Annotated in this window: 19 protein-coding genes and 1 pseudogene; 11 read left to right on the forward strand and 9 right to left on the reverse strand. The window is 62.3% G+C overall.

What is annotated here, in order from left to right; all coding sequences use genetic code 11:
* Positions 1–56: 56 nt before the first annotated feature.
* The 6 genes from AC5E6N_RS07660 to AC5E6N_RS07685 all read left to right on the forward strand — a co-directional run bounded on the left by AC5E6N_RS07660 (position 57) and on the right by AC5E6N_RS07685 (position 9,899).
* Positions 57–782 (forward strand): DsbA family protein, encoded by a 726-nt coding sequence (locus AC5E6N_RS07660; RefSeq protein ID WP_491747264.1) that lies wholly within the window; start codon positions 57–59, stop codon positions 780–782.
* Between the two features lie 91 nt (positions 783–873).
* Positions 874–4,335: a chromosome segregation protein SMC gene (smc, locus tag AC5E6N_RS07665; protein WP_491747265.1), complete on the forward strand. Its 3,462-nt coding sequence runs from the start codon at positions 874–876 to the stop codon at positions 4,333–4,335.
* A 140-nt stretch (positions 4,336–4,475) separates the two neighbouring features.
* Positions 4,476–7,151 carry a pyruvate, phosphate dikinase gene (gene ppdK / locus AC5E6N_RS07670; RefSeq protein WP_491747266.1) on the forward strand — a complete coding sequence of 892 codons (2,676 nt, stop codon included), beginning with the start codon at positions 4,476–4,478 and terminating at the stop codon, positions 7,149–7,151.
* An 84-nt stretch (positions 7,152–7,235) separates the two neighbouring features.
* The gene (locus tag AC5E6N_RS07675) at positions 7,236–8,255 is read left to right on the forward strand and encodes an ABC transporter substrate-binding protein (RefSeq protein ID WP_491747267.1); all 1,020 of its coding nucleotides are present in this window, start codon (positions 7,236–7,238) and stop codon (positions 8,253–8,255) included.
* A gap of 71 nt (positions 8,256–8,326) precedes the next feature.
* Positions 8,327–9,094 (forward strand): ABC transporter ATP-binding protein, encoded by a 768-nt coding sequence (locus AC5E6N_RS07680; RefSeq protein ID WP_491747268.1) that lies wholly within the window; start codon positions 8,327–8,329, stop codon positions 9,092–9,094.
* A complete protein-coding gene (locus AC5E6N_RS07685; RefSeq protein WP_491747269.1) occupies positions 9,087–9,899 on the forward strand; it encodes an ABC transporter permease in 813 nt (270 codons plus the stop codon). Before AC5E6N_RS07680 ends, AC5E6N_RS07685 begins: the two co-directional genes overlap by 8 nt.
* Before the next feature lie 5 nt (positions 9,900–9,904).
* Here AC5E6N_RS07685 and AC5E6N_RS07690 read toward each other — a convergent pair whose 3' ends face one another.
* Complete coding sequence (locus tag AC5E6N_RS07690; protein WP_491747270.1) at positions 9,905–11,296, reverse strand: aminotransferase; 1,392 nt, start codon at positions 11,294–11,296, stop codon at positions 9,905–9,907.
* A gap of 191 nt (positions 11,297–11,487) precedes the next feature.
* Here AC5E6N_RS07690 and AC5E6N_RS07695 point away from each other — a divergent pair, with 191 nt between their 5' ends.
* Positions 11,488–12,417, forward strand: coding sequence for a DUF1499 domain-containing protein (locus AC5E6N_RS07695; RefSeq protein WP_491747271.1), 930 nt, complete (start codon positions 11,488–11,490; stop codon positions 12,415–12,417).
* A 6-nt stretch (positions 12,418–12,423) separates the two neighbouring features.
* On the opposite strand, the gene AC5E6N_RS07700 is transcribed toward AC5E6N_RS07695, so the two are convergent.
* The 6 genes from AC5E6N_RS07700 to AC5E6N_RS07725 all read right to left on the reverse strand — a co-directional run bounded on the left by AC5E6N_RS07700 (position 12,424) and on the right by AC5E6N_RS07725 (position 17,279).
* On the reverse strand, positions 12,424–13,332 hold the full coding sequence (locus AC5E6N_RS07700) for an MBL fold metallo-hydrolase (RefSeq protein ID WP_491747272.1): 909 nt from the start codon (positions 13,330–13,332) through the stop codon (positions 12,424–12,426).
* A 38-nt stretch (positions 13,333–13,370) separates the two neighbouring features.
* On the reverse strand, positions 13,371–14,345 hold the full coding sequence (locus AC5E6N_RS07705) for a KpsF/GutQ family sugar-phosphate isomerase (RefSeq protein ID WP_491747273.1): 975 nt from the start codon (positions 14,343–14,345) through the stop codon (positions 13,371–13,373).
* A 6-nt stretch (positions 14,346–14,351) separates the two neighbouring features.
* Positions 14,352–15,188, reverse strand: coding sequence for a 3-deoxy-8-phosphooctulonate synthase (gene kdsA, locus AC5E6N_RS07710; protein ID WP_491747274.1), 837 nt, complete (start codon positions 15,186–15,188; stop codon positions 14,352–14,354).
* A 120-nt stretch (positions 15,189–15,308) separates the two neighbouring features.
* Entirely contained in the window at positions 15,309–16,430 is a 1,122-nt protein-coding gene (locus tag AC5E6N_RS07715) for an NAD(P)/FAD-dependent oxidoreductase (protein WP_491747275.1), read from the reverse strand.
* A gap of 70 nt (positions 16,431–16,500) precedes the next feature.
* Complete coding sequence (locus AC5E6N_RS07720; RefSeq protein ID WP_491747276.1) at positions 16,501–16,746, reverse strand: hypothetical protein; 246 nt, start codon at positions 16,744–16,746, stop codon at positions 16,501–16,503.
* Between the two features lie 92 nt (positions 16,747–16,838).
* A complete protein-coding gene (locus AC5E6N_RS07725) occupies positions 16,839–17,279 on the reverse strand; it encodes an acyl-CoA thioesterase (protein WP_491747277.1) in 441 nt (146 codons plus the stop codon).
* A 78-nt stretch (positions 17,280–17,357) separates the two neighbouring features.
* On the opposite strand from AC5E6N_RS07725, the gene AC5E6N_RS07730 reads away from it, so the two are divergent.
* Positions 17,358–17,576 carry a histidine phosphatase family protein gene (locus AC5E6N_RS07730; RefSeq protein ID WP_491747278.1) on the forward strand — a complete coding sequence of 73 codons (219 nt, stop codon included), beginning with the start codon at positions 17,358–17,360 and terminating at the stop codon, positions 17,574–17,576.
* Between the two features lie 4 nt (positions 17,577–17,580).
* On the opposite strand, the gene AC5E6N_RS07735 is transcribed toward AC5E6N_RS07730, so the two are convergent.
* Positions 17,581–18,363 (reverse strand): aldolase/citrate lyase family protein, encoded by a 783-nt coding sequence (locus tag AC5E6N_RS07735; RefSeq protein WP_491747279.1) that lies wholly within the window; start codon positions 18,361–18,363, stop codon positions 17,581–17,583.
* A gap of 175 nt (positions 18,364–18,538) precedes the next feature.
* On the opposite strand from AC5E6N_RS07735, the gene hpaR reads away from it, so the two are divergent.
* On the forward strand, positions 18,539–18,997 hold the full coding sequence (gene hpaR / locus AC5E6N_RS07740; RefSeq protein ID WP_491747280.1) for a homoprotocatechuate degradation operon regulator HpaR: 459 nt from the start codon (positions 18,539–18,541) through the stop codon (positions 18,995–18,997).
* Positions 18,998–19,124: 127 nt separating this feature from the next.
* Entirely contained in the window at positions 19,125–19,541 is a 417-nt protein-coding gene (locus tag AC5E6N_RS07745) for an Hsp20/alpha crystallin family protein (RefSeq protein ID WP_491691958.1), read from the forward strand.
* Between the two features lie 149 nt (positions 19,542–19,690).
* On the opposite strand, the pseudogene AC5E6N_RS07750 reads toward AC5E6N_RS07745, so the two are convergent.
* Positions 19,691–19,999, reverse strand: a pseudogene (locus AC5E6N_RS07750) (glutathione S-transferase family protein); the annotation flags it as partial.
* Positions 20,000–20,498: 499 nt separating this feature from the next.
* Between AC5E6N_RS07750 and AC5E6N_RS07755 the strand changes: the two are divergent.
* On the forward strand, positions 20,499–20,746 hold a 248-nt coding region (locus tag AC5E6N_RS07755), incomplete at its 3' end, for a metal ABC transporter solute-binding protein, Zn/Mn family (RefSeq protein WP_491747281.1).

A 20,746-nucleotide genomic window follows, 5' to 3' on the forward strand; every position in this document is an offset into this window, starting at 1 on the left:
GTAACAATCCTCCGATATTCGTCCCACCGATCAGGATGCCCAGAAAGGTCGATTCAATGCCTTCTTCTTCAATCACCCGACGCAGGTTCTCCATGCTGGCCACCGGTGCGGCTCTGTCCGTGTTTGTTGCCGCATGCAGCGATAGCGGTGAGGCGAACAGGGTCTCGCAGGTTCAGGATGCGCCGGCCGTCGATCCGGTGACGACCGCCTCGGTCGATCTGCCGAGTCCTTCAGGCGATGTCGACATGGACGAAGTGCTGAAACCCGGCCCGATGGAAGATATGTCGCTGGGCGATCCCGATGCGCCGGTCAAGATCGTGGAATACATGTCCATGACGTGCCCGCACTGTGCCGACTTCCACAACGACACGTTCAAGCGGATCGTCGCCGACTATGTGGACACGGGCAAGGTGCAGTTCATCGTCAGGGAGTTCCCGTTCGATCCGCGGGCGACGGCTGCCGCCATGCTGGCCCGCTGTGCGCCGGATGACAAATTCTTCCCCATGGTCGATGTCCTGATGCAGCAGCAGGCCAATTGGGCCCGGGCACAGGATGCGGCCTCCGCGCTGTTTGACATTTCCAAACTTGCCGGTTTTACACAAGAGTCCTTTGAGGCATGCTTGACGAACCAGAAGCTTGTAGACGATGTGAATGCAGTCAGAAAGAAGGCGGCTGAGGAATTCGGGGTGAACTCGACGCCGACATTTCTGATCAACGGAAAGCGGTATCCAGGGAACATGTCGGTTGAAACCATGTCGGCACTTATCGATAGCCTGCTTTAAACGCGCCGAAATGCTCGTTGCGGCCGGAGCGCTGCGCGCCCTGTGCGCACCCTGTTGCAGTCACCCGATGCGAGCGCCGGAGTGAACTGACATGGAGTTCACAAAACTGCGGCTGATGGGCTTTAAGTCCTTTGTTGAACCTACTGAATTTTTTATCGAAAAAGGTCTGACCGGCATCGTCGGCCCGAATGGTTGCGGCAAGTCCAACCTGGTCGAGGCGATGCGCTGGGTGATGGGCGAGAATTCCTACAAGAATATGCGCGCATCCGGAATGGATGACGTGATCTTTTCCGGTTCGGGAAACCGGCCGGCGCGCAACACGGCGGAAGTCGGACTGTTCCTCGACAATCACGACCGGTCCGCCCCCGCAGCCTTCAACGAGAGCGACGAAGTGCAGGTTTCGCGGCGAATCGAGCGCGAATCAGGCTCGGTTTACCGAATCAACGGCAAGGAAGCGCGCGCCAAGGACGTGCAATTGCTGTTCGCGGATGCTTCCACCGGCGCCCGTTCGCCGTCCATGGTCGGCCAGGGGCGCATCGGCGAACTGATCCAGGCAAAACCCCAGGCCCGGCGCCAGTTGCTGGAGGAAGCGGCGGGCATATCCGGCCTGCATTCGCGCCGCCATGAGGCCGAACTGCGCCTGCGCGCGGCCGAAACCAATCTCGAACGGCTCGACGACGTGACGTCCGAACTGGAGAGCCAGATCGAAAGCCTCAAGCGCCAGTCGCGGCAGGCCAACCGTTTCAAGACGCTGTCGTCGGAGATCCGCGAGGCCGAGGCGACACTGCTGCATATTCGCTGGACAGAAGCCAAGTCTGCCGAGGGTGAGGCTGAATCGGCCCTGTCCAAGGCGACCAGCGAGGTTGCGGAGCTCGCCCAGGCGCAAATGGAAGCGGCCAAACATCAGGCGATTTCGGCGCAGAAACTGCCGGCGCTGCGTGAACTGGAGGCGAAAGCCGCCGCCATGCTCCAGCGTCTCCAGATCGCCCGCGCGCAGATCGAGGAAGAGGCCGAACGTGTCGCGGGCCGCAAGGCCGAAGTCGAGCGCCGCCTGACGCAGTTGCGTGAGGACATGGAGCGCGAGCGGCGGATGATTGCGGACAATGCCGGCATTCTCGAACGCCTCGACGCCGAGGAAAAGGAGCTGAGCCAAGCGCTCGCCGATGCGGCTACGCTGTCGCTGAACGCCGAGACAGCGTTCGGCGAAGCCGGTGCTAAGCTCGAGGAAAACGAGGCGGCCCTTGGCGCCGTCACCGCTGAACGTGCGGAGGCGTCCGCCTCCCGCAGCCAGCTGGAGCGCTCCATCCGCGATGCCGACGAGCGCATCGGCCGGCTTGAAAGGCAGCTGGCGGAGGGCGAAGAGGAACTTTCTCGCATCGCGGAGAAAATATCCGGCCTGCCTGACCCCGCCGAGAAGAAGGCCACTGTCGACGCCGCGGAAGACGGTGTCTCAAGGCTTGAGGCCGCGCTTGTCGAGATCGAGGAAGCGATCGAGGCGGAACGGCGCAACGAGGTGGGGCTGCGTCAGCCCGTCCAGGAGGCCCGTTCCAATCTGAACCGAATTGAAACCGAAGCGCGGACCATTTCGAAGATCCTCAATGCCGGCGCAGGCAATGAACTGTTCCCGCCCGTGGTTGAGCGCATGCGCGTGGATCGCGGTTTCGAAGCGGCGCTCGGCGCTGCCCTCGGCGATGATCTCGATCAACCGGACGACATCTCCGCGCCGGCCCATTGGCGCGTGGTCGCGTCGAGTGATGATCCGCAACTGCCGCCCGGCATTGTTGCGCTGTCGGACCATGTGACGGCCCCGCCGGCCCTGGCGCGGCGTCTTGCGCAGGTCGGCATTGTCGCCGGCGTGGAGGAGGGCGAAGCGCTGAGCGGCCAGCTCCTGCCGGGTCAGCGCCTTGTCGACCGGGAGGGTGCTCTTTGGCGCTGGGACGGGTTTACGGCCGGTGCCGACGCCCCGACCGCCGCGGCGCAGCGGCTTGCGCAGAAGAACCGGCTGGCCGAACTTGACGCAGAAGCGGTGGAAGCGACAAAAACGCTGCGCGCCGCTGAAGAGGCGCTGAAGGCGGCGGAGGCGGAACTCAAGTCCCGCGAGGCTTTGCAGCGCGAGACCCGCGAAACGCTGCGCGAAGCCCAAAAGGGCCTGGTCCTGGCGCGTGAGGCCCATGCCGACGCCGAGAAGGCGGCCGGTCAATTCTCCAGCCGGCGGGCGGTTCTGACGGAAGCGGCGAAACAGCTTGCCGCCCAGTCGAAGGAGGCGACTGAGCAGAAGAACGAAGCCGAGATCGGCCTCGCATCGGCACCTGAGATCGGCGAGCTGGAAAAGCGGCTTGAAAGTCTCACGGCTGAGGTCGCTGCGGACCGCGGCAAACTTGCCGAGGCGAGGGCGGCCTTTGAGGGCTTGCGCCGTGAGAACGAAGCGCGCGAGCGACGGCTGGCGGCGATCGGGCAGGAGCGGAGCAACTGGCTGGAGAGGGCGAGCAGTGCGGAAGGCCATATCGCGACCCTTACTCAGCGGCTGGAAGAAACCGCAGCCGAGGCCGAGAAAATCGCCGACGCCCCCGACGAAATCGATGCGCAGCGGCGCAAGCTCATGGACGAATTGTCCAAGGCCGAGGAGCAGCGCCAGGAAGCGGCCGATATCCTGGTGGAAGCCGAAACCCGCCAGCGCGAGGCCGATCAGGCGGCCGCAAAGGCCATCGAAGTGCTGTCCCAGTGCCGCGAGCAGCGCGGTCGCGCCGAAGAGCGTCTGAATGCAGCCAGGGAGCGGCGCACCGATTGTGAGGCGCGTATCCGCGAAACGTTGAAATGCGCACCGCATGAGGCAATCCGGCAAAGCGGACTGCAGTCCGATGAGGCGCTGCCCGATCCTGAGCAGGTTGACCGCAGGCTTGAGCGGCTGAAGCTCGAACGCGAGAGGCTCGGCGCCGTCAATCTGCGCGCCGAGGAGGAGCAAGAGGAACTTGCCGAACGGCTTGAAACGATCGTTGTCGAACGCGAGGACGTGATCGAGGCGATCGGCAAGCTGCGCCAGGCGATCCAGAATCTCAATCGTGAAGGCCGCGAGCGCCTGCTCAAGGCGTTCGATGTGGTCAACGAACAGTTCCGGCGGCTGTTCACGCATCTTTTCGGCGGCGGAACGGCCGAATTGCAGCTCATCGAATCCGATGATCCGCTCAATGCGGGCCTTGAGATCCTTGCCCGCCCGCCCGGCAAGAAGCCGCAGACCATGACCCTGCTTTCGGGCGGCGAGCAGGCGCTGACCGCCATGGCCCTGATCTTCGCGGTGTTCCTGACCAACCCGGCTCCCATCTGCGTGCTCGATGAGGTCGACGCCCCGCTCGACGACCAGAATGTCGAGCGCTTCTGCAATCTGATGGACGAAATGGCGGCCTCGACGAACACGCGTTTTGTCATCATCACGCACAATCCGATCACCATGGCGCGCATGAACCGGCTGTTCGGCGTGACGATGGCCGAGCAGGGGGTCTCACAGCTGGTCTCCGTCGATCTCGAAACCGCCGAGCAGATGCGCGACGCGAGCTAGAGAATGGCCCTGATCCGACGCGTTAAGGAAGTCCCGGAATTCAATCGATAAAATGCTGCAATTGCCGTGTCCGCCTATAGCGCTTCGTATATCTGTTCGGCTATGTGAAGCCGTCACCCCAATCCCGGCTGGAGATAAGAATGACCAAGTGGGTCTACACATATGGCGACGGACAGGCTGAAGGCGGCGCTGAAGACAGGAATCTGCTCGGCGGCAAGGGGGCCAATCTGGCAGAGATGTGCAATCTCGGTCTTCCGGTTCCGCCCGGTATGACGATCACCACGGAAGTCTGCAGCTGGTTCTACGCGCATGACCGGTCCTATCCCGACAAGCTGCCGGAGCAGCTGGATCGGGCGCTCGACTATATCGGCCGGCTGACCGGCCGGACCTTCGGCGATACGCAAAACCCGCTGCTTTTGTCCATTCGTTCCGGCGCCCGCGCCTCCATGCCGGGCATGATGGACACGGTGCTCAATCTCGGACTGAACGACGAGTCGGTGAAGGCCATGGCCGTCGATGCCGGCGATGAGCGCTTCGCCTATGACAGTTACCGCCGGTTCATCCAGATGTATGCCGATGTGGTCATGGGTCTCGCCCATGAGATGTTCGAGGACATTCTGGAGGATGAGAAGGCGCGCTTCGGCCATGAGCTCGATACCGATCTGAGCGCCGGGGAGTGGCAGCAGGTTATCCTGCGTTACAAGCAGACGATCACGGATGAACTGGGCGAGCCGTTTCCGCAGGACCCGGTGAAACAGCTTTGGGGCGCGGTCGGCGCGGTATTTTCAAGCTGGATGAATGCCCGCGCGATCACCTACAGGCAGTTGCACAATATCCCCGCCGATTGGGGGACCGCCGTCAATGTGCAGGCAATGGTCTTCGGCAATCTCGGCGACAGCTCGGCGACCGGCGTTGCCTTTACCCGCAATCCGTCGACCGGCGAGAACCGGCTCTACGGCGAGTTCCTTGTGAACGCCCAGGGCGAGGACGTGGTGGCCGGTATCCGCACCCCACAAAGCCTGACCGAAGTCGCGCGCCTTGAAGCCGGCTCCGACAAGCCGTCGCTGGAAAAGCTGATGCCCGATGCCTTCGGGGAATTCAGCGCCATCTGCGAGCGTCTCGAAAATCATTATCGCGACATGCAGGACCTCGAATTCACCATCGAGCGCGGCAAGTTGTGGATGTTGCAGACGCGGTCGGGCAAGCGCACGGCGAAGGCAGCGCTGAAGATCGCGGTCGAACTGGCCGAGAGCTGCCTGATCACCCATGAGGAGGCGATCAGGCGGGTCGACCCCGCTTCGCTTGACCAGTTGCTGCATCCCACCATCAATCCGCGCGCCGCGCGCGATGTCATCGGCAGCGGCTTGCCGGCATCGCCGGGCGCGGCGACCGGAGAGATCGTCTTCACCTCCGAGGATGCCGTGGCGCTGGCCGAGGCCGGCCGGACGGCGATCCTCGTGCGGGTCGAGACGAGCCCGGAGGACATTCACGGCATGCACGCCGCGGAGGGCATTTTGACGACGCGCGGCGGCATGACCAGCCATGCCGCAGTCGTCGCGCGCGGCATGGGCACGCCTTGCGTCTCGGGCGCGGGAAGCCTGCGTGTGGACATGCGCACGCAAACCCTCCTGACCGTCGCCGGGCCGCTCGGCAAGGGCGACGTCATCACCCTTGACGGCTCGTCCGGACAGGTTCTGAAGGGTGCGGTGGCGATGCTGCAACCCGAGCTCTCGGGCGATTTCGGCAAGATCATGGAATGGGCCGATGAAGCCCGGCGCATGAAGATACGCACCAACGCGGAGACACCCGCCGATGCGCGCGCGGCCCGCAGTTTCGGCGCTGAGGGGATCGGCCTTTGCCGCACCGAGCATATGTTCTTCGAAGGCGACCGGATCGTCGCCATGCGCGAGATGATCCTTGCCGAAACCGAGGAGGGGCGCCGCGCCGCGCTCGACAAGCTCCTGCCGATGCAACGTTCGGATTTCACCGAGCTCTTCGAGATCATGAAGGGAACGCCGGTGACGATCCGGCTGCTCGACCCGCCTCTGCATGAATTCCTGCCCAAGAGCGACGACGAGATCGCCGAGGTCGCGGCAGCCATGAACGTGCCGGTCGACCGGCTACACGAGCGCACCGATGCGCTGCACGAGTTCAACCCCATGCTCGGCCATCGCGGCTGCCGGCTGGCGGTCTCCTATCCGGAAATTGCCGAAATGCAGGCGCGCGCGATTTTCGAGGCGGCGATGAAAGCCGGTGCCGATACCGGCGAGCACGTCGTGCCGGAGATCATGGTGCCGCTCGTCGGCATGGTGGAGGAGCTGCGCTTCGTCAAGGCGCGCATCGATGCCGTCGCCGAGGAGGTGATGAAGGAAGCCGGTGAGAAGATCGACTATCTTGTCGGCACCATGATCGAGCTGCCCCGCGCCGCGATCCGCGCCCATCGTATCGCCGAGCAGGCCGAGTTCTTCTCCTTCGGCACCAACGATCTGACGCAGACCACATTCGGCATCTCGCGCGACGATGCGTCGGCCTTTCTCGCCACCTATCAGAAAAAGGGCGTGATCGATGAAGACCCGTTCATCTCGCTGGACATCGAAGGCGTTGGCGAGTTGATCGTAATGGCGGCTGAGAAGGGCCGCAAGACGCGCCCTGACATGAAGCTCGGCATCTGCGGCGAGCACGGCGGCGATCCGCTCTCGATCCGTTTCTGCGAAAAGATCGGCCTCGATTATGTCTCCTGCTCACCGTTCCGGGTGCCCATCGCCCGGCTGGCGGCGGCCCAGGCGGCGCTGGACGGGAAGGGACGTGAACCCTAGATGGGCGGCCATAAGCGCGCTGATTGAAGACATCAGCGCCGGACTCCGGGCAGAAAACACATAATGATCAACCGGGAGGAAACCATGATCAGAATCAACCGCCGAAAGACCCTGGCCCTGATGGGTGGCGCCGCCGTTGCTACGACGCTCGGTGCGCCCGCGCTGGCCATGAGCAGGAAAATCAAGGTGGGCGCGCTGCGCTTCACCTCCCATTCGGGCAGCTTCATCGCATTCGAACGGGGTTACTTCGATGAGGCCGGCCTCGACGTCGAATTCGAGTTCTTCCAGGCGGCGCAGCCCATGGCGGTTGCCATCGCCAGCGGCGATGTCGACTACGCCGTGACTGCCGTATCCGGCGGGCTTGTCTCGCTCGCTCAAAAGGGCGCTGTGAAAGTGATCGGCGGCGCGCTCAGTGAGGAGCAGGGCATCGACGGGCAGAAATTCCTCGTTTCGGACGCCGCTTTCCAGGCCGGCGTCAAAACGCCCAAGGACCTGGACGGCGGAAAATTCGCCGTCACCCAGTCGGGGTCGTCCTTCCACTATATGGGTTCGAAAATGGCGACCGCTGAAGGCATCAGGATGTCTTTCATCCCGCTGCAGAAGGTGGGGGCCATCATCGGTGCCATGAAATCCGGACAGGTCGATGGCTGGTCGATCGTGCCGCACATCGCCAAGCCTCTGGCGGGCTCCGGCGCGGTGCACATTATCGGCAATGTCTCGGATTACCTTCCGAACTATCAGGTCACGACCGTTTTCACCTCGTCCGACAAGGCGGCCAATGAGCGCGGTCTGACCGAAAGCTTCCTTGCCGGCTTCTCAAAAGGTGTAGACGATTATGCGGCCGCGATGATCGACAAATCCGGCGGCGACGAGGGTGTCGACCGGATGGTCGATCTGATCCACAAATATGTCTATGTGGACCGCCCCCGCGAAAAGGCCGCACCGTCCATCATCAACGGCACAATGCGCCTCAACAAGGGCGCGGCGCTGAACCTTGCCTCTATTGAGGATCAGTTGAACTGGTTCAGGTCTGAAGGCCACGTCAAGGACGACGTCACCATCGACATGCTCGTCGATCAGTCCTACGTGAACATCATCAGCTAGCCGTGGGAAGTGCCCGGCTGTGAATGCGCCGGCAGTGGCGCACGCGCCGCCGGGCCGTCTGGGGACTTTCAATGGATATCCTTCTGGATGGCATTAGCCACTCCTATGACGACTTCGAGGTGATGCGCGACATCACCCTGAAGATCCCCGACGGCAGGATCGTGTGCATCGTCGGCCCCTCCGGCTGCGGAAAGTCGACGCTGCTTCGGTTCATCGGCGGGCTGGAGCGTCCGCAAAAGGGCAGGGTGCTGCAGATCGGCGAGCCGCCGGAAGGATGCCTCAATCCGCTGACCTATATTTTCCAGGATTTTGCGCTTCTGCCCTGGCGCACCGTTTCGGGCAACATCTCTCTGGTGCTGGAGGATCACGGCATGCGCCGCTCGCAGGCGAAGAGCATCATCGAGGACGTGCTGGCACGGACAAATCTCAGCGACTTTTCCAATGCCCTTCCCAAACAATTGTCGGGCGGAATGAAACAGAGGGTCGCGGTTGCCCGGGCGCTTGCCGTCAATCCGGCGGTCATGCTGATGGACGAACCGCTATCGGCGCTCGACAGCCAGACCCGCGAACTGCTGATGGACGACCTCGTCAGCCTTTGGACGAGGCAGCCCTTTACGGCGGTCTATGTCACCCACAACCTGGCCGAAGCGGTGCGCCTGGGCCATTCCATCGTCGTTTTGTCGCGCCGGCCGGGGCAGATCCGGGAAGTGGTTGATGTCGACAAGCCGCTCGACGAACGGTATTTCGGCGATCCCGACCTCGACCGGACACAGCGCCACCTTTGGCAAATCATGCGCGACGAGGCCCGCGCCGCCGATGCGGAGCTCATCGATGCCTGACAAGGCGGAAAGGACAACAAACCGGAAAACGGTGGATTTCCGTGGCGGCGGCTTTTCTCCGCGGCCGCGCCGTTGGGTGGGGTTTGTCGTCTTTGCCGCGCTGATCGCGATTGCCGAATGGGGCACCCGGCAGGGCTGGATATCGGCGCTGACGCTTCCCAAGCCGTCCGATGTGCTGGAGACGTTCGAGCAGCTCTACTCTTCGGGATTACTTTTCAAACATCTTCTTCCGTCGCTCAGCCGGCTGGCCGTCGGCGCGGCGGTCGGTGCCAGCCTCGGCATCGGTGTCGGTATCCTGATCGGCCTCTTCTCCTATATCCGTTCGGGCATGGTGCCCGTGATCGCGGCAATCTTTCCGATCCCGAAGATCGCGCTGCTGCCGCTCTTCGTCATCTGGTTCGGCATCGGCGAGGGGTCGAAATACGCGCTGATCGCCTTCGGCACGTTTACGCCGACCGTTGTCGCGACCTATGGCGCCGTCGACAATGTCGACCGGACGCTGATCCGCATGGGGCAGAGTTTCGGCCTTTCATGGCTGTCGATCGTCCGAAAGATCGTCCTGCCCGGCGCGATGCCGGGCATCCTGTCGGGACTGCGCATATCGCTCGCCATCGCCATTATCCTGCTTGTCGCGGCCGAAATGCTGGGGGCGGAATACGGGATTGGCGCCTATATTCTCGAGGCCGGCTCCCTTTACGATCTTGAGCGCCTGTTTGTCGGCGTCGTGATCCTGTCCGTCCTCGGCGTCCTGGTCAGCGCCGCCATCGGCCTCATCGAGCGGCGATTGCTCGGCTGGCGGGTCTGAACAAACTAATCGCGCAAACGCTCCTTCTGCACCATGGCCTCGGCATCGTCCAGCGCGCCTTCCAGCCGGTCGAACAGCGCGCCGAGCTCGTCCTCCCGGATGATCATCGGCGGGCAAATGGCGATGGTGTCGCCGATCGCCCGCAGGATCGCGCCGCGCTTTTCAAGCAGCGAGACGGTCCTCGGTGTCACGGCATGTGCCGGAGAAAAGGAACGTTTGGTCGTCTTGTCGGCAACGAGCTCGATGCCGCCCACAAGGCCGGAGAGCCGCACTTCGCCGACCAGCGGGTGATCCTCCAGCGCTTTCATCCGCCGTTCGAACAGCGGCATCAAGGAGCGCACATGCGCCAGTATGTTGCGCTGCTGGTAGATCTCGATCGCCTTGACGCCGAGCGCGCATCCGAGCGGATGGCCGCCATAGGTGAAGCCGTGGCCGAACGTGCCCAGTTGCGCCGAATGGTCGACATACCCCTGATAGATGTCTTCCGGCACCATGACGGCGCCCAGCGGCGCATAGGCCGACGTCAGCTGCTTTGCAGCCGACACGGTCGTCGGAACCATATTGTGCGTCTGGCAGCCCCACCAGTTGCCGGTGCGTCCGAAGCCGTTGATGACTTCGTCGTCGATCAGCATGATGTCGTGCTCTTTGAGGATCGGCCCGATCGCCTCGAAATAGCCGGCCGGCGGAACGATCACACCGCCGGCGCCCATGACCGGTTCGGCGATCATGGCGGCGATCGTGTCAGGGTCCTCGCGTTCGATCAGCGCGCGCAGCGACGAGGCGAGGCGCGCGGTGAATTCCGCCTCCGTCTCGCCGTCCTCGCTAAAGCGGTAATAGTGCGGACAGTCGGTGTGAAGCACACCGTCGAGCGGCAGGTCGAACCCGTTATGGTTGACCGGCAGGCCGGTCAGCGAGGCCGACATGATGGTGACGCCGTGATAGGCCTTCTGGCGCGATATGATCTTTTTCTTGTTCGGCCTGCCGCGCGCATTGTTGTAGTACCACGCCAGTTTGACCTGCGTGTCGTTGGCCTCCGAGCCCGACGAGGTGAAGAAAACCTTCGAAATGGGAACCGGCGCAATTTCCTTCAGTTTCTCCGCAAGCTCGATGGCCGGCTGCGTGCCCTTGGCGCCAAACAGGTGATAGTAGGGCAGGGTCCTCAACTGCTCGGTCGCGGCATCGATCAACTCCTCGTCACCAAAACCGAGGCCGGCGCACCACAGGCCGGACATGCCCTCGATATACTCGTTTCCCTGGGTGTCGTAGATGAAGACGCCTTTTCCGCTCTCGACAACCAGAGCGCCAGTTTCCGGCAGTCTGTGGAGCGGCGTGTAGGGATGGAGGAGAGAATCGATATCGCGCTGTTGGACATTGCTCAGCGGAGCATTCGGTGCCATGGATTTCTCCTATGATGATTGTCCAGTGAAAGAGTGCGCCGCCAAGCGGCTGCCTGGAGAAATCCTTACGCGCATTTGCCTGTTGCAGCAACACTGGCGCGGCCAGATGCGGCGGCCGGCCGCGTCATGGTTTCGCTTGGCCCGGACTTGCGCTATTGCTGTGCGTATTCGCGTATAGATGACGGCCCGATATGAAGATTCGCTACGAACGTCCGGTGTGCCATACGGCCTTCTGGTCCTACCGGCTGGGCCTTTTCGCCCTGGCGCTTTTTGCCCTCTCGGCGGGTCTTCACCGTTTTGCAATCATGGAGAGCGATATCTTCGCGGTGCTTTTCGCGATCAGCACCGGGCTCGCGCTGCTCGCCTTCATCTTTGCCTGCTACGGGATCTTGCGCCTTTGGATGGTCGGAGCGGAAGGAGGGCGCGCCTCCGCGAAAGGCAGCATATGCGCGCTGATCGTGCTGGTTCCGGCCGGCATCGCCGGTTACAGGGCCTACACGCTGCCACCGCTCTACGACATTGCCACAAACACGGCGAGCGTTCCCGAATTCATCGAGCCCGTCACGCACGGACCTGACTGGTTGCCGCGGATCAAACTGTTCGAAAGCGCTCCCTATGCGGGTCAGGCGGAGGCCTATCCGCAGGTCACGGGCAGGCGCTATGACGGCGCGCTCGACCGTGTCCTTGAAGCCGTGCGGCTTGTTGCGGAAAACCGGGGCGTCCGGATCTCGGCGACCCGCATGCCGACACCGCAGGAGGATGCTGCCGATGCAGGCGCCGTGGAGCCTCCGCAGCCCGGTGAGGCGGCCGGCATCGCACCTGATGCGGACGAGGCGGACAGTTTTGTCAGCCTTCGCGAGATCATCGCCGAAGACGGCACACCGCAGGAACCGGTCATTCTCAGGCAGGCGCAAGTCGTTCTTCAGGGTGAGGCGCGCACGCCCGTTTTCGGCTTCGGATCGGACATCAGCATTCGCCTCAGCGAGGAGGCGGAAACGACATTCGTCGATATGCGCGCGGTCTCGCGTTTCGGGCCGCATGACCTTGGCGCCAATGCCTGGATCATCTCCGAATTCCTGCGCGAACTCGACATGGAGCTCGTCGGCATTTCCGTTCGCTGAAACGTTCTATTTCGGACTGTAAATGCCGTCGATCGATGGCGCGCCGTCGGTTTCGACCCGGTCCCTGGCGACGAGATCCTCCAGGTGAGCAAGCAGTGAAAGTGCGGCGGCGCGGTGCAGCCGGGGGTCGGTGTCGCGGTAGATCGCCGCGACCATCTCTTCTATGCGCCTGTCGCCCCTTTGCAAACGGTCGAGGATGGCGGCCTCACGCATCTTCCTGTGGGTGCGGAGCGCCCGCACGAATTTGGCCGGATCGTTCACCGGTCCGCCATGGCCCGGCAGATACTGTTTGTCGTCACGCTCGAGCATCTTGTCAAGGGACCGCATGTAGTCGGCCATGGAGCCGTCGGGGGGTGCGACGATGGATGTGGCCCACACCATCACATGGTCGGCGGAAAAGACGATATCCCTGCCTTCGAGCGCGAAAACGGCGTGGTTGGCCGTATGACCCGGCGTGTTGATGACCTTTAGCGACCAGCCGTCGCCATGAAAGACGTCGCCGTCCTCAGCTTCGATATCGGGCTGAAAATCCGCATCCGAACTTTCCTTCAACGGATTGATTTCCCCGGTAAAAAGCGGACGTGCCGGCCTGTGCTCTCCCTCGGCCACGACGGTTGCGCCGGTATCGGCGGCAAGGCGACGGGCGAGCGGCGAGTGGTCGCGGTGGGTGTGGCTGACCATGATGTGGGTGACCTCACGACCCTCAAGAGCGGCTTTGAGCGCCTGATAATGGCTTTCGATCTCCGGGCCCGGATCGATGACAGCCACGGAATCCTTGCCGACGATGTAGCTGTTGGTTCCGTGGAAGGTCAAAGGACCGCTGTTGGGTGCGGTGATGCGCTGAATATCCGGCGCGAGGCCCACGACCGTGCCATGTGCCGGTTCGAAGTCGGTGTCAAATTCCGGTGATGCCATGATGATGGCCCCTTCCAGCGCGATGACCGTTGGCCGGTTCAGGCAGCGCCAATGCGCAACATGTCAAGAACGTGGATCACGCCGACCGCCTGTCCCTTATCTTCCACGACAAGAGCGCCGACTTTGTGGTCCTGGATCATCTTCAGTGCCGAGGCGAGCAGCATATCGGGCTCCACGGTCAGGCCGCCGACCGTCATGACATCGTCAACCCGGGCCGAGACGCTGTCCACATGGGCGTTGCGCCGCAGGTCGCCATCGGTGATGACACCACGCATCCGTTCCGTCTCGTCAACCACGATCACAAGGCCGAACCCCTTCTCGCTGATCGTGTCTATGGCCTGCATCAGCGGCGTGCCGGAGCGCACGACGGGCAGTTCGTCACCGGCATGCATCGCATCGCGCACCAGCGTCAGGCTGGCGCCAAGGGTGCCGCCGGGATGAAAGTGCCGGAAGTCGCGTTCGGAAAAACCGCGGCGCACGAGAAGCCCGATGGCCACCGTATCGCACAGCATCAGTTGCATCAGGGACGATGTGGTGGGCGCCAGACCCAGCGGACAGGCTTCCTCTGCGCTGGGCACAACGAGGGTTGTTGTCGCATTTTGAGCCAGCGTGCTGTCCGGCTTCGACGTCAGCGCGATCAATGGAATACCGGCTCTGCGCGCATGGTAGAGAACGTCCGACAGCTCACGGGTTTCACCGGAGTTCGAAATCGCCAGCACACAGTCATCCGGCGTGATCATGCCGAGGTCGCCATGACTTGCTTCCGTTGCGTGAACGAACTGCGCAGGCGTGCCGGTCGATGCGAAGGTGGCGGCGGCCTTCGCACCGATGTGACCGCTCTTGCCGACACCGGTTATGATCAGCCGCCCGCTTTTGCCGGCAATCACCTCAATGGCCTCAAGAACGCTGTCGCCGAGTTCTGCTTCGAGACCCCGCACGATCGTGTCGACGCCCCGCAGCGAGGTACGCGCCGCCTTGAGGACTTCCTCTCTTATATTGCGTTCCGGGGACATCAGACCTCAAGCATCCTGTTGCTTGGTGATGGCATCGATCGACATGAAACCCGCAAGCATGGGCTTCATCTGATCGACCGGGATCATATTCGGCCCATCGGAGGGCGCGGCGTCCGGATTGTCATGGGTCTCGATAAAAAGCGCAGCGCATCCGACCGCCAGCGCGGCACGCGCAAGGACGGGGGCAAATTCGCGCTGTCCGCCGGACGCGCCGCCGAGCCCGCCCGGTTGCTGAACGGAGTGCGTCGCATCGAAAACGATGGGATATCCGGTCCGGGCCATGGTCGGCAGGCCGCGGAAATCCGTCACCAGCGTATTGTAGCCGAAGGTCGTGCCGCGCTCGCAAAGAAGGATGTTTCCGTTGCCGGTGGAGGCGATTTTTTCCGCCACATGCGCCATGTCCCACGGCGCGAGGAACTGCCCCTTTTTCACATTGACGGCCTTGCCGGTGTTGCCGGCGGCAATCAGAAGGTCCGTCTGCCGGCACAGATAGGCGGGAATCTGGAGAATATCGACGGCTTCCGCGACCACCGCTGCCTGGGCGCTTTCGTGAATGTCGGTAATGACCGGACAGCCGAAGGTCTCGCGAATGTCGGCAAGGATCTGCAGCCCGGCATCCATGCCGACACCGCGTCTGCCCGAAACCGAGGACCGGTTGGCCTTGTCGAAGGATGATTTGTAGACCAGCGGAATTGCCAGGTCTTGCGTGATCGAAACCAGTTCCCGGGCGATGGCGAATGCGTGGTCGCGGCTTTCAATCGCACAGGGACCCGCGATCAGAGCAAAGGGCCGGTCGTTCGAGAATGACACAGATCCGACTTGGACCGTCTTGCTGTTCGCCACGCGTGCTCTCCAGTGTCGCCTGTTCGCCGTCAGCCCGTCATGGCGCGGCGAGAAGTGCGAGACATGCCGTATTCCAAAAAGGCTCCCGGTTCAAGCATTCGGGCCGCTTCCGCCTGACTGTCAACGGAAATCCTTCAACGCCATCTCGGCAACGTAATCGCCGATGATAAGGCAGCTGGTCAATCCGGGAGACTCGATCCCGAAAAGCTGGACGAGGCCGGCATATCCGTTTTCCGCCGGCGAGCGGATGACAAAGTCGGCAGCCGGCTGGCCCGAGCCGACCATTTTCGGCCGGATGCCGCAATAGGACGGCGCCAGTGCGTTATCGGGAAGGGCGGGCCAATAGGTGCGGATGGCCCGGGCAAAATCATCGGCGCGATCGTCGATCACCGTATAGTCGAGCTCTTCGCCGTCCATCCAGAAGACATCGGGACCGAACCGCGCCTGTCCGGCGAGATCGCGGGTGAAATGGATGCCCAGCGAGCCGTCGCCCGGCACCGGGTAGATCAATTGCCGGAACGGGCAGGGGTGACCGCTCAGGGAATAATAATTGCCCTTCGACAAGAGGTGCGCCGGTACGACGCTTTCTGGAAGCCCCGCAATGGAGCGGGCAATGTCCCACGCGCCGTGGCCGGCGGCATTGATGAAGACATCACAGGAGACCGGCTCGGTGCCGCCGCCCTCAAACGCAACAACGAACCGGCCGCCTTCCGGACGGACCGAGGCGATCCTGCTGCGGAAGGCGACCATTGCCCCATGGTCTTCCGCCTCGCCGAGCATCGACAGCATGAGCGCATGGCTGTCCACGATGCCGGTTGACGGCGAATGAAGCGCGGCAATGCAATGAAGTTCGGGCTCCGCCTCGATGGCTTCCCGGGCGGAAATCCGTCTCACATCGCTGACGCCGTTGGCCAGCGCATGACGGTGGATGGACGCCAGTGTTTCAAGGTCCTCTTCGCGCGTTGCGACGATCAGCTTGCCGGTGCGCTCGTGCGGGATGCCCCTTTCGCGGCAGTAGGCATAGAGCGCCTTCTTGCCGGCAACGCAGAAACGGGCCTTCAGCGAGTTTTCGGGATAGTAGATGCCGGAATGAATGACTTCCGAATTGCGCGAACTGGTATGCGACCCGATGATGTCCTCGGCCTCGACAATGACGACGTCGCGGCCGGCCAGTGCCAGCGCGCGCGCCACCGCGATGCCGATCACGCCGGCGCCTGCGACAATGCAGTTTACATGATCCATTCGTGTTTCCTCAGCGGGCCTTCAACGATGTAGCGGTAGCTGAATGGTCCCGCCCGGACAAGCCGGCCCGTCAGCCGCGACCGGACAAAAGCGGCCTGAGACAATCGAGTTTCCGCGACTGATAATCGTCACGCCAGACCATCATGGTCTTGATCGCGGACATCCGGCCGGGCAGGGGATGGCACTGCATCTGGGCGCAGCCCGCTTCAAAGGCGACGACCGTTTTGCCGTTCACCCCGCTGCTGCCGATCATGCAGGCGGACGGGCTGCTTCTCGCCGGGTTCTTCAGCGCGCTGACACTCGTCCTTGTCAGCAATTTCTACGTCAGATATCTGGCGGACATCTGCAGGCGCGGTATTCGAACCGGGTCCCGGTCTGACGGTTCGCTGTCCGCCCGCAGTTCAGTGGCTATTCCTGCCGTGCAAGCTGCCGGTCGAGCGCTGCCCTTATCTGCGCCGGCGGCCTGGTCGAGCGGCGGGTCGCCGGATCGAAGAACACGTTGACGGATTCGGAGACCACGCAGCACCTGTCATTCTGGAAGATCGCGTAGTGCGTGGCAACGGAACGCTCTCCAAGCGAAGTCAGCCTGGCTCCGACTTCGACATCGCCCGGATAGGTGATTTCGGCGAGGTAATCGACGGTCAGCTTGGCCAGAACGAGCCTCCTTGCCAGCTTCTGCGGACAGTCCAGGACCTGACTGAAGAACCCGACGCGGCCAGATTCCAGGAACGCCGTTATCGCCACATTGTTCACATGCGCCAGCGGATCCTGATCCGAAAACCGGATGGAAACCGGCGTCCAGATGGAATAGGAATCCCGGCTGCGGGGAATCGTCTTGTCGGTCGCCATGTGTGCGGATTTCCTTGTTGAGAACTGGCGAGGACATGCCGGCTCTTTAATCTAGCGAATACAACCAAGGGGAGCAATGTGGTTTTCGAACATCCGTTTTACTTTTTGCGGCATGGTGAAACAGAGTGGAACCGCACCAGGCGCGCGCAGGGGCAACTGGATTCGCAGCTCAACGACGCCGGCCGGGAGCAGGCGCGGCACGCCGCCGAACGCCTGCGCGCCGCGCTGCCCAACGCCGTCCCGCTTCACGTCAGTCCGGGCGAGGGAACATGGTCGCAACGCCTCGTCGGCGAATAAAGCGTCAGGCCGGTTTCTTCAGGTCCTGCGCGCGCCGCGCTGCGTCACGCATCGTGTTGATGAACAATGTGACATCGATGCCCGTGGCGACAAACGTTGCGCCAAGGTCCACACAGCGCCGGGCAAAGTCCGGATCAGGCGCCAGTATTCCCGCTGCCTTGCCCGCTTTGACGATCCGGCCCAGCGTCTCTTCGATAATCGCCCGGACCTCAGGCCCCTCATGACCTCCGAGATGTCCAAGGTCCGCGGCAAGATCGGCGGGGCCGATGAAAATGCCGTCGATCCCCTCGACCGCCGATATATCGTCCAGCGCGGCAAGGCCGGCGCGGTTCTCGATCTGCACCAGCAGGCAGATCTGGTCGTCGGCGGTCGGCAGATAGTCGTCGATCGCCCCGAAACGCGATGCGCGCGCGGCGCTTGAGCCGACCCCGCGCATGCCGGCGGGCGGGTAGCGGACGGCACGCGCCAGGAGTTCGGCCTGCTCGGCGGATTCGACCATCGGTACCAGGATGGATTGCGCGCCGGCGTCGAGGATTTGCTTGATCATCCACGGCTCCCCGACCGGCGGGCGCACGATTGCATGCGCCGTCGCCGCGTCGATGACCTGAAGCTGATCGCGAATGGAGCGCAGATCGTTCGGGGCGTGCTCGCCGTCGACAACCAGCCAGTCAAAGCCTGCCGTCGAGGATATTTCCGCTGCATAGCGATCGGCCATGCTCAGCCAGCAGCCGACCTGAAGCTGCCCGTCCCTGAGTACCCTCTTGAACTGATTGACCGGCGCCGGCATCTGATCCGCTCCATTGGTGTGGCTGACACATCGTTACGCGCACTCGCGATCCGCGTCCAGCGCAAAGAAGGTCGTTAACGCGGTAAACATAATTTCACCATTTGGCGATGCGAATCATGAATTGCGGCAATGGTCGCGGCTAGGAACCGGCAGCGGACCGGGATGGGCGGAACGCGTGGAACACAACAGGCACACCACGGCCGAGAATAAGCTGTGCGCCTCCTCATGGGCGCTGCCGATTGCATTGTTGCGGGCGCGCGAAGGCGTGATGATGCGGATACGGCCGATGCTTGCCGACGCCGGAGTAACGGAGCAGCAATGGCGCGTCCTGCGCGTGCTGCTCGAGAGCGGGCCGCTTGACCCCACAGATATCGCAGAGAAATCGTGCCTTCTCCTGCCGAGCCTGACGCGTATCCTGAGGTTCCTGGAGGAGCGCGCGCTGGTCGAACGCGCCCGGCACGAGACGGACGGGCGCCGCTACGTCATCTGTATCACTGAACAGGGGCGTCGGCTCATCGAGGACAATGTCCAGTTCAACAACAGCATCTATGCGGACATTGAAAATGCCTTTGGAAAGAAGAAGATGGGCGATCTGCTTGATCTTCTGGACGATCTCGCGCGGCTCAAGTCATAATCGCCGCGCAACTGCCTCGGGGACGCGCACGCCTTGCCGCCCACCATGTCAATTGACGCAAATCAAAGCCGGTCCTGCTGAACTGCGCTAATTCCAGTGCGACAACAATAGTCAGATGGTGAGGCTCATGGTTGAAAAGTCGCATACAGCCGGATGGCTGCCCAATATCTACGACCCGCTGCGCAATTTCGGACATCGGGTGGCGGATTGGTTTGCTCCAAGGTCCGACGCGTCGGCGATGGATGATTTCTACGAGATCAATGTGGAAATTCCCGGCGTGAAGACTGAGGATGTGGACGTTTCCGTTGACGGCGACAATCTTATCGTTCGTGGCGAGAAGCGTTCGGAACACAGGGAAACCGGCCGCACATATTTCTTTTCCGAACGCGAATACGGCTCCTTCCAGCGCACATTCAGGCTGCCGCCGGATGCTGACGGCGAAAAAATCGACGCGCAGTACAGCGACGGCCTGCTGCAATTGAAGATCGCGAAGCAGAAAGCCCAAAAGCCCGAGGAAAAGAAGATCTCCATCCGTAAAGCCTAGAGAAAATCCGGGTTGGGTCGGCAGGCGCGCGGATGCCGGTTCGCCTTGTGCGGCCCGGACTTATCCGGCCGGCATGGCCGCATCGTCAAGTTCGCTGGCGCGCTTGAGCGCCGGCCGTTCCGCGATGCGTGCCGCATAGGCCTCGAATGCGGGCCGGCGGCAAAAAACAGCCATCGGTAATAGGCGCCGCGTTTCTCCGGCGGCGGGGCGAGGCCGGCATCCGGAAACGCGTCCGCCAGATAGGCGCAGATGGCGGCACATTCCGTCACCACGGTGCCGCGATGAACGATCGACGGAACCTTGCCCATCGGATTGACCTTCAGATAGTCGTCGGCCTTCATCGTCGTGTCGAAATCGAGCAGGCGTGTTTCGTAGGAAACACCCGTTTCTTCCAGCATCCAGCGGCCGATGCGCCCGCGCGACATGGGATTGGTATAGAAAATGAGGTCTTCAGCCATGATGAGCTCCTGCTTCCGGATGGAACATAGCAGGAACATAATACAAAGTCATGACGTGACGCAACGGTACCTGCCGTTTGGCAGGGGCGGAGCCGGGTCAGAGCCTGAGGTTTTGAACATCCCGGGATCTCGGCGAGAAAATCTCGTCGATCCCGAGAACCTCAAGGTCTCTTCGATTGGGTGTACGTCCGTTTTCGAGCGCGTTGGCGATCCTTGATGCGGAGCGAGCCGAGTCGAACATGTCGAGAATGGTTCGAGCGGTTCTGAAAGTGCGTTGAGCCAAGACAATTCTCCTTATGCGCATCGCATTCTACTCAAAATTATGTGGCGAAGAACGGCGAATTGCGTATGGCACCCCTACGCGGCACGCATAGGTCGAGGCCTCATTTCGGTCTTTATTTGCGAACGCTTCGCAATTTCATTGACAGCTGCGAATGCTTCGCAGTATTAATATCAATCAGAGACAAACATTCGGCTTCATGGATAGGAAACCAACAGGATGAATTTTTCGAAACGGACTTTTCTGGCCGCGGCCGCCGCCCTCGTCATGGCCTTGCCTGCGGGGTGGGCGTTTGCGGAGGAAAAACTCGATATCGTCGCGACCACCGGCATGATCGCCGATGCCGCGCGCGAAGTCGGCGGCGACCTCGTCGAAGTGAAGGCGCTGATGGGGCCGGGTGTCGATCCCCATGCGTACCGACAGACGCGTACGGACATTGTGGCGATGGCGAATGCCGACCTCGTTCT

Source organism: Hoeflea sp. (genome assembly GCF_984452065.1).

What these genes read in the sequence shown, in the direction of transcription:
- AC5E6N_RS07735 (WP_491747279.1), bottom strand. Translation starts at nt 18,363, where the DNA reads ATGCCGGCGCCGGTCAATCAGTTCAAGAGGGTACTCAGGGACGGGCAG.
- AC5E6N_RS07705 (WP_491747273.1), bottom strand. Translation starts at nt 14,345, where the DNA reads ATGTCCCCGGAACGCAATATAAGAGAGGAAGTCCTCAAGGCGGCGCGT.
- AC5E6N_RS07675 (WP_491747267.1), top strand. Translation starts at nt 7,236, where the DNA reads ATGATCAGAATCAACCGCCGAAAGACCCTGGCCCTGATGGGTGGCGCC.
- AC5E6N_RS07695 (WP_491747271.1), top strand. Translation starts at nt 11,488, where the DNA reads ATGAAGATTCGCTACGAACGTCCGGTGTGCCATACGGCCTTCTGGTCC.
- AC5E6N_RS07685 (WP_491747269.1), top strand. Translation starts at nt 9,087, where the DNA reads ATGCCTGACAAGGCGGAAAGGACAACAAACCGGAAAACGGTGGATTTC.
- smc (WP_491747265.1), top strand. Translation starts at nt 874, where the DNA reads ATGGAGTTCACAAAACTGCGGCTGATGGGCTTTAAGTCCTTTGTTGAA.
- AC5E6N_RS07690 (WP_491747270.1), bottom strand. Translation starts at nt 11,296, where the DNA reads ATGGCACCGAATGCTCCGCTGAGCAATGTCCAACAGCGCGATATCGAT.
- AC5E6N_RS07660 (WP_491747264.1), top strand. Translation starts at nt 57, where the DNA reads ATGCCTTCTTCTTCAATCACCCGACGCAGGTTCTCCATGCTGGCCACC.
- ppdK (WP_491747266.1), top strand. Translation starts at nt 4,476, where the DNA reads ATGACCAAGTGGGTCTACACATATGGCGACGGACAGGCTGAAGGCGGC.
- AC5E6N_RS07715 (WP_491747275.1), bottom strand. Translation starts at nt 16,430, where the DNA reads ATGGATCATGTAAACTGCATTGTCGCAGGCGCCGGCGTGATCGGCATC.
- AC5E6N_RS07700 (WP_491747272.1), bottom strand. Translation starts at nt 13,332, where the DNA reads ATGGCATCACCGGAATTTGACACCGACTTCGAACCGGCACATGGCACG.
- AC5E6N_RS07745 (WP_491691958.1), top strand. Translation starts at nt 19,125, where the DNA reads ATGGTTGAAAAGTCGCATACAGCCGGATGGCTGCCCAATATCTACGAC.
- AC5E6N_RS07725 (WP_491747277.1), bottom strand. Translation starts at nt 17,279, where the DNA reads ATGGCGACCGACAAGACGATTCCCCGCAGCCGGGATTCCTATTCCATC.
- AC5E6N_RS07680 (WP_491747268.1), top strand. Translation starts at nt 8,327, where the DNA reads ATGGATATCCTTCTGGATGGCATTAGCCACTCCTATGACGACTTCGAG.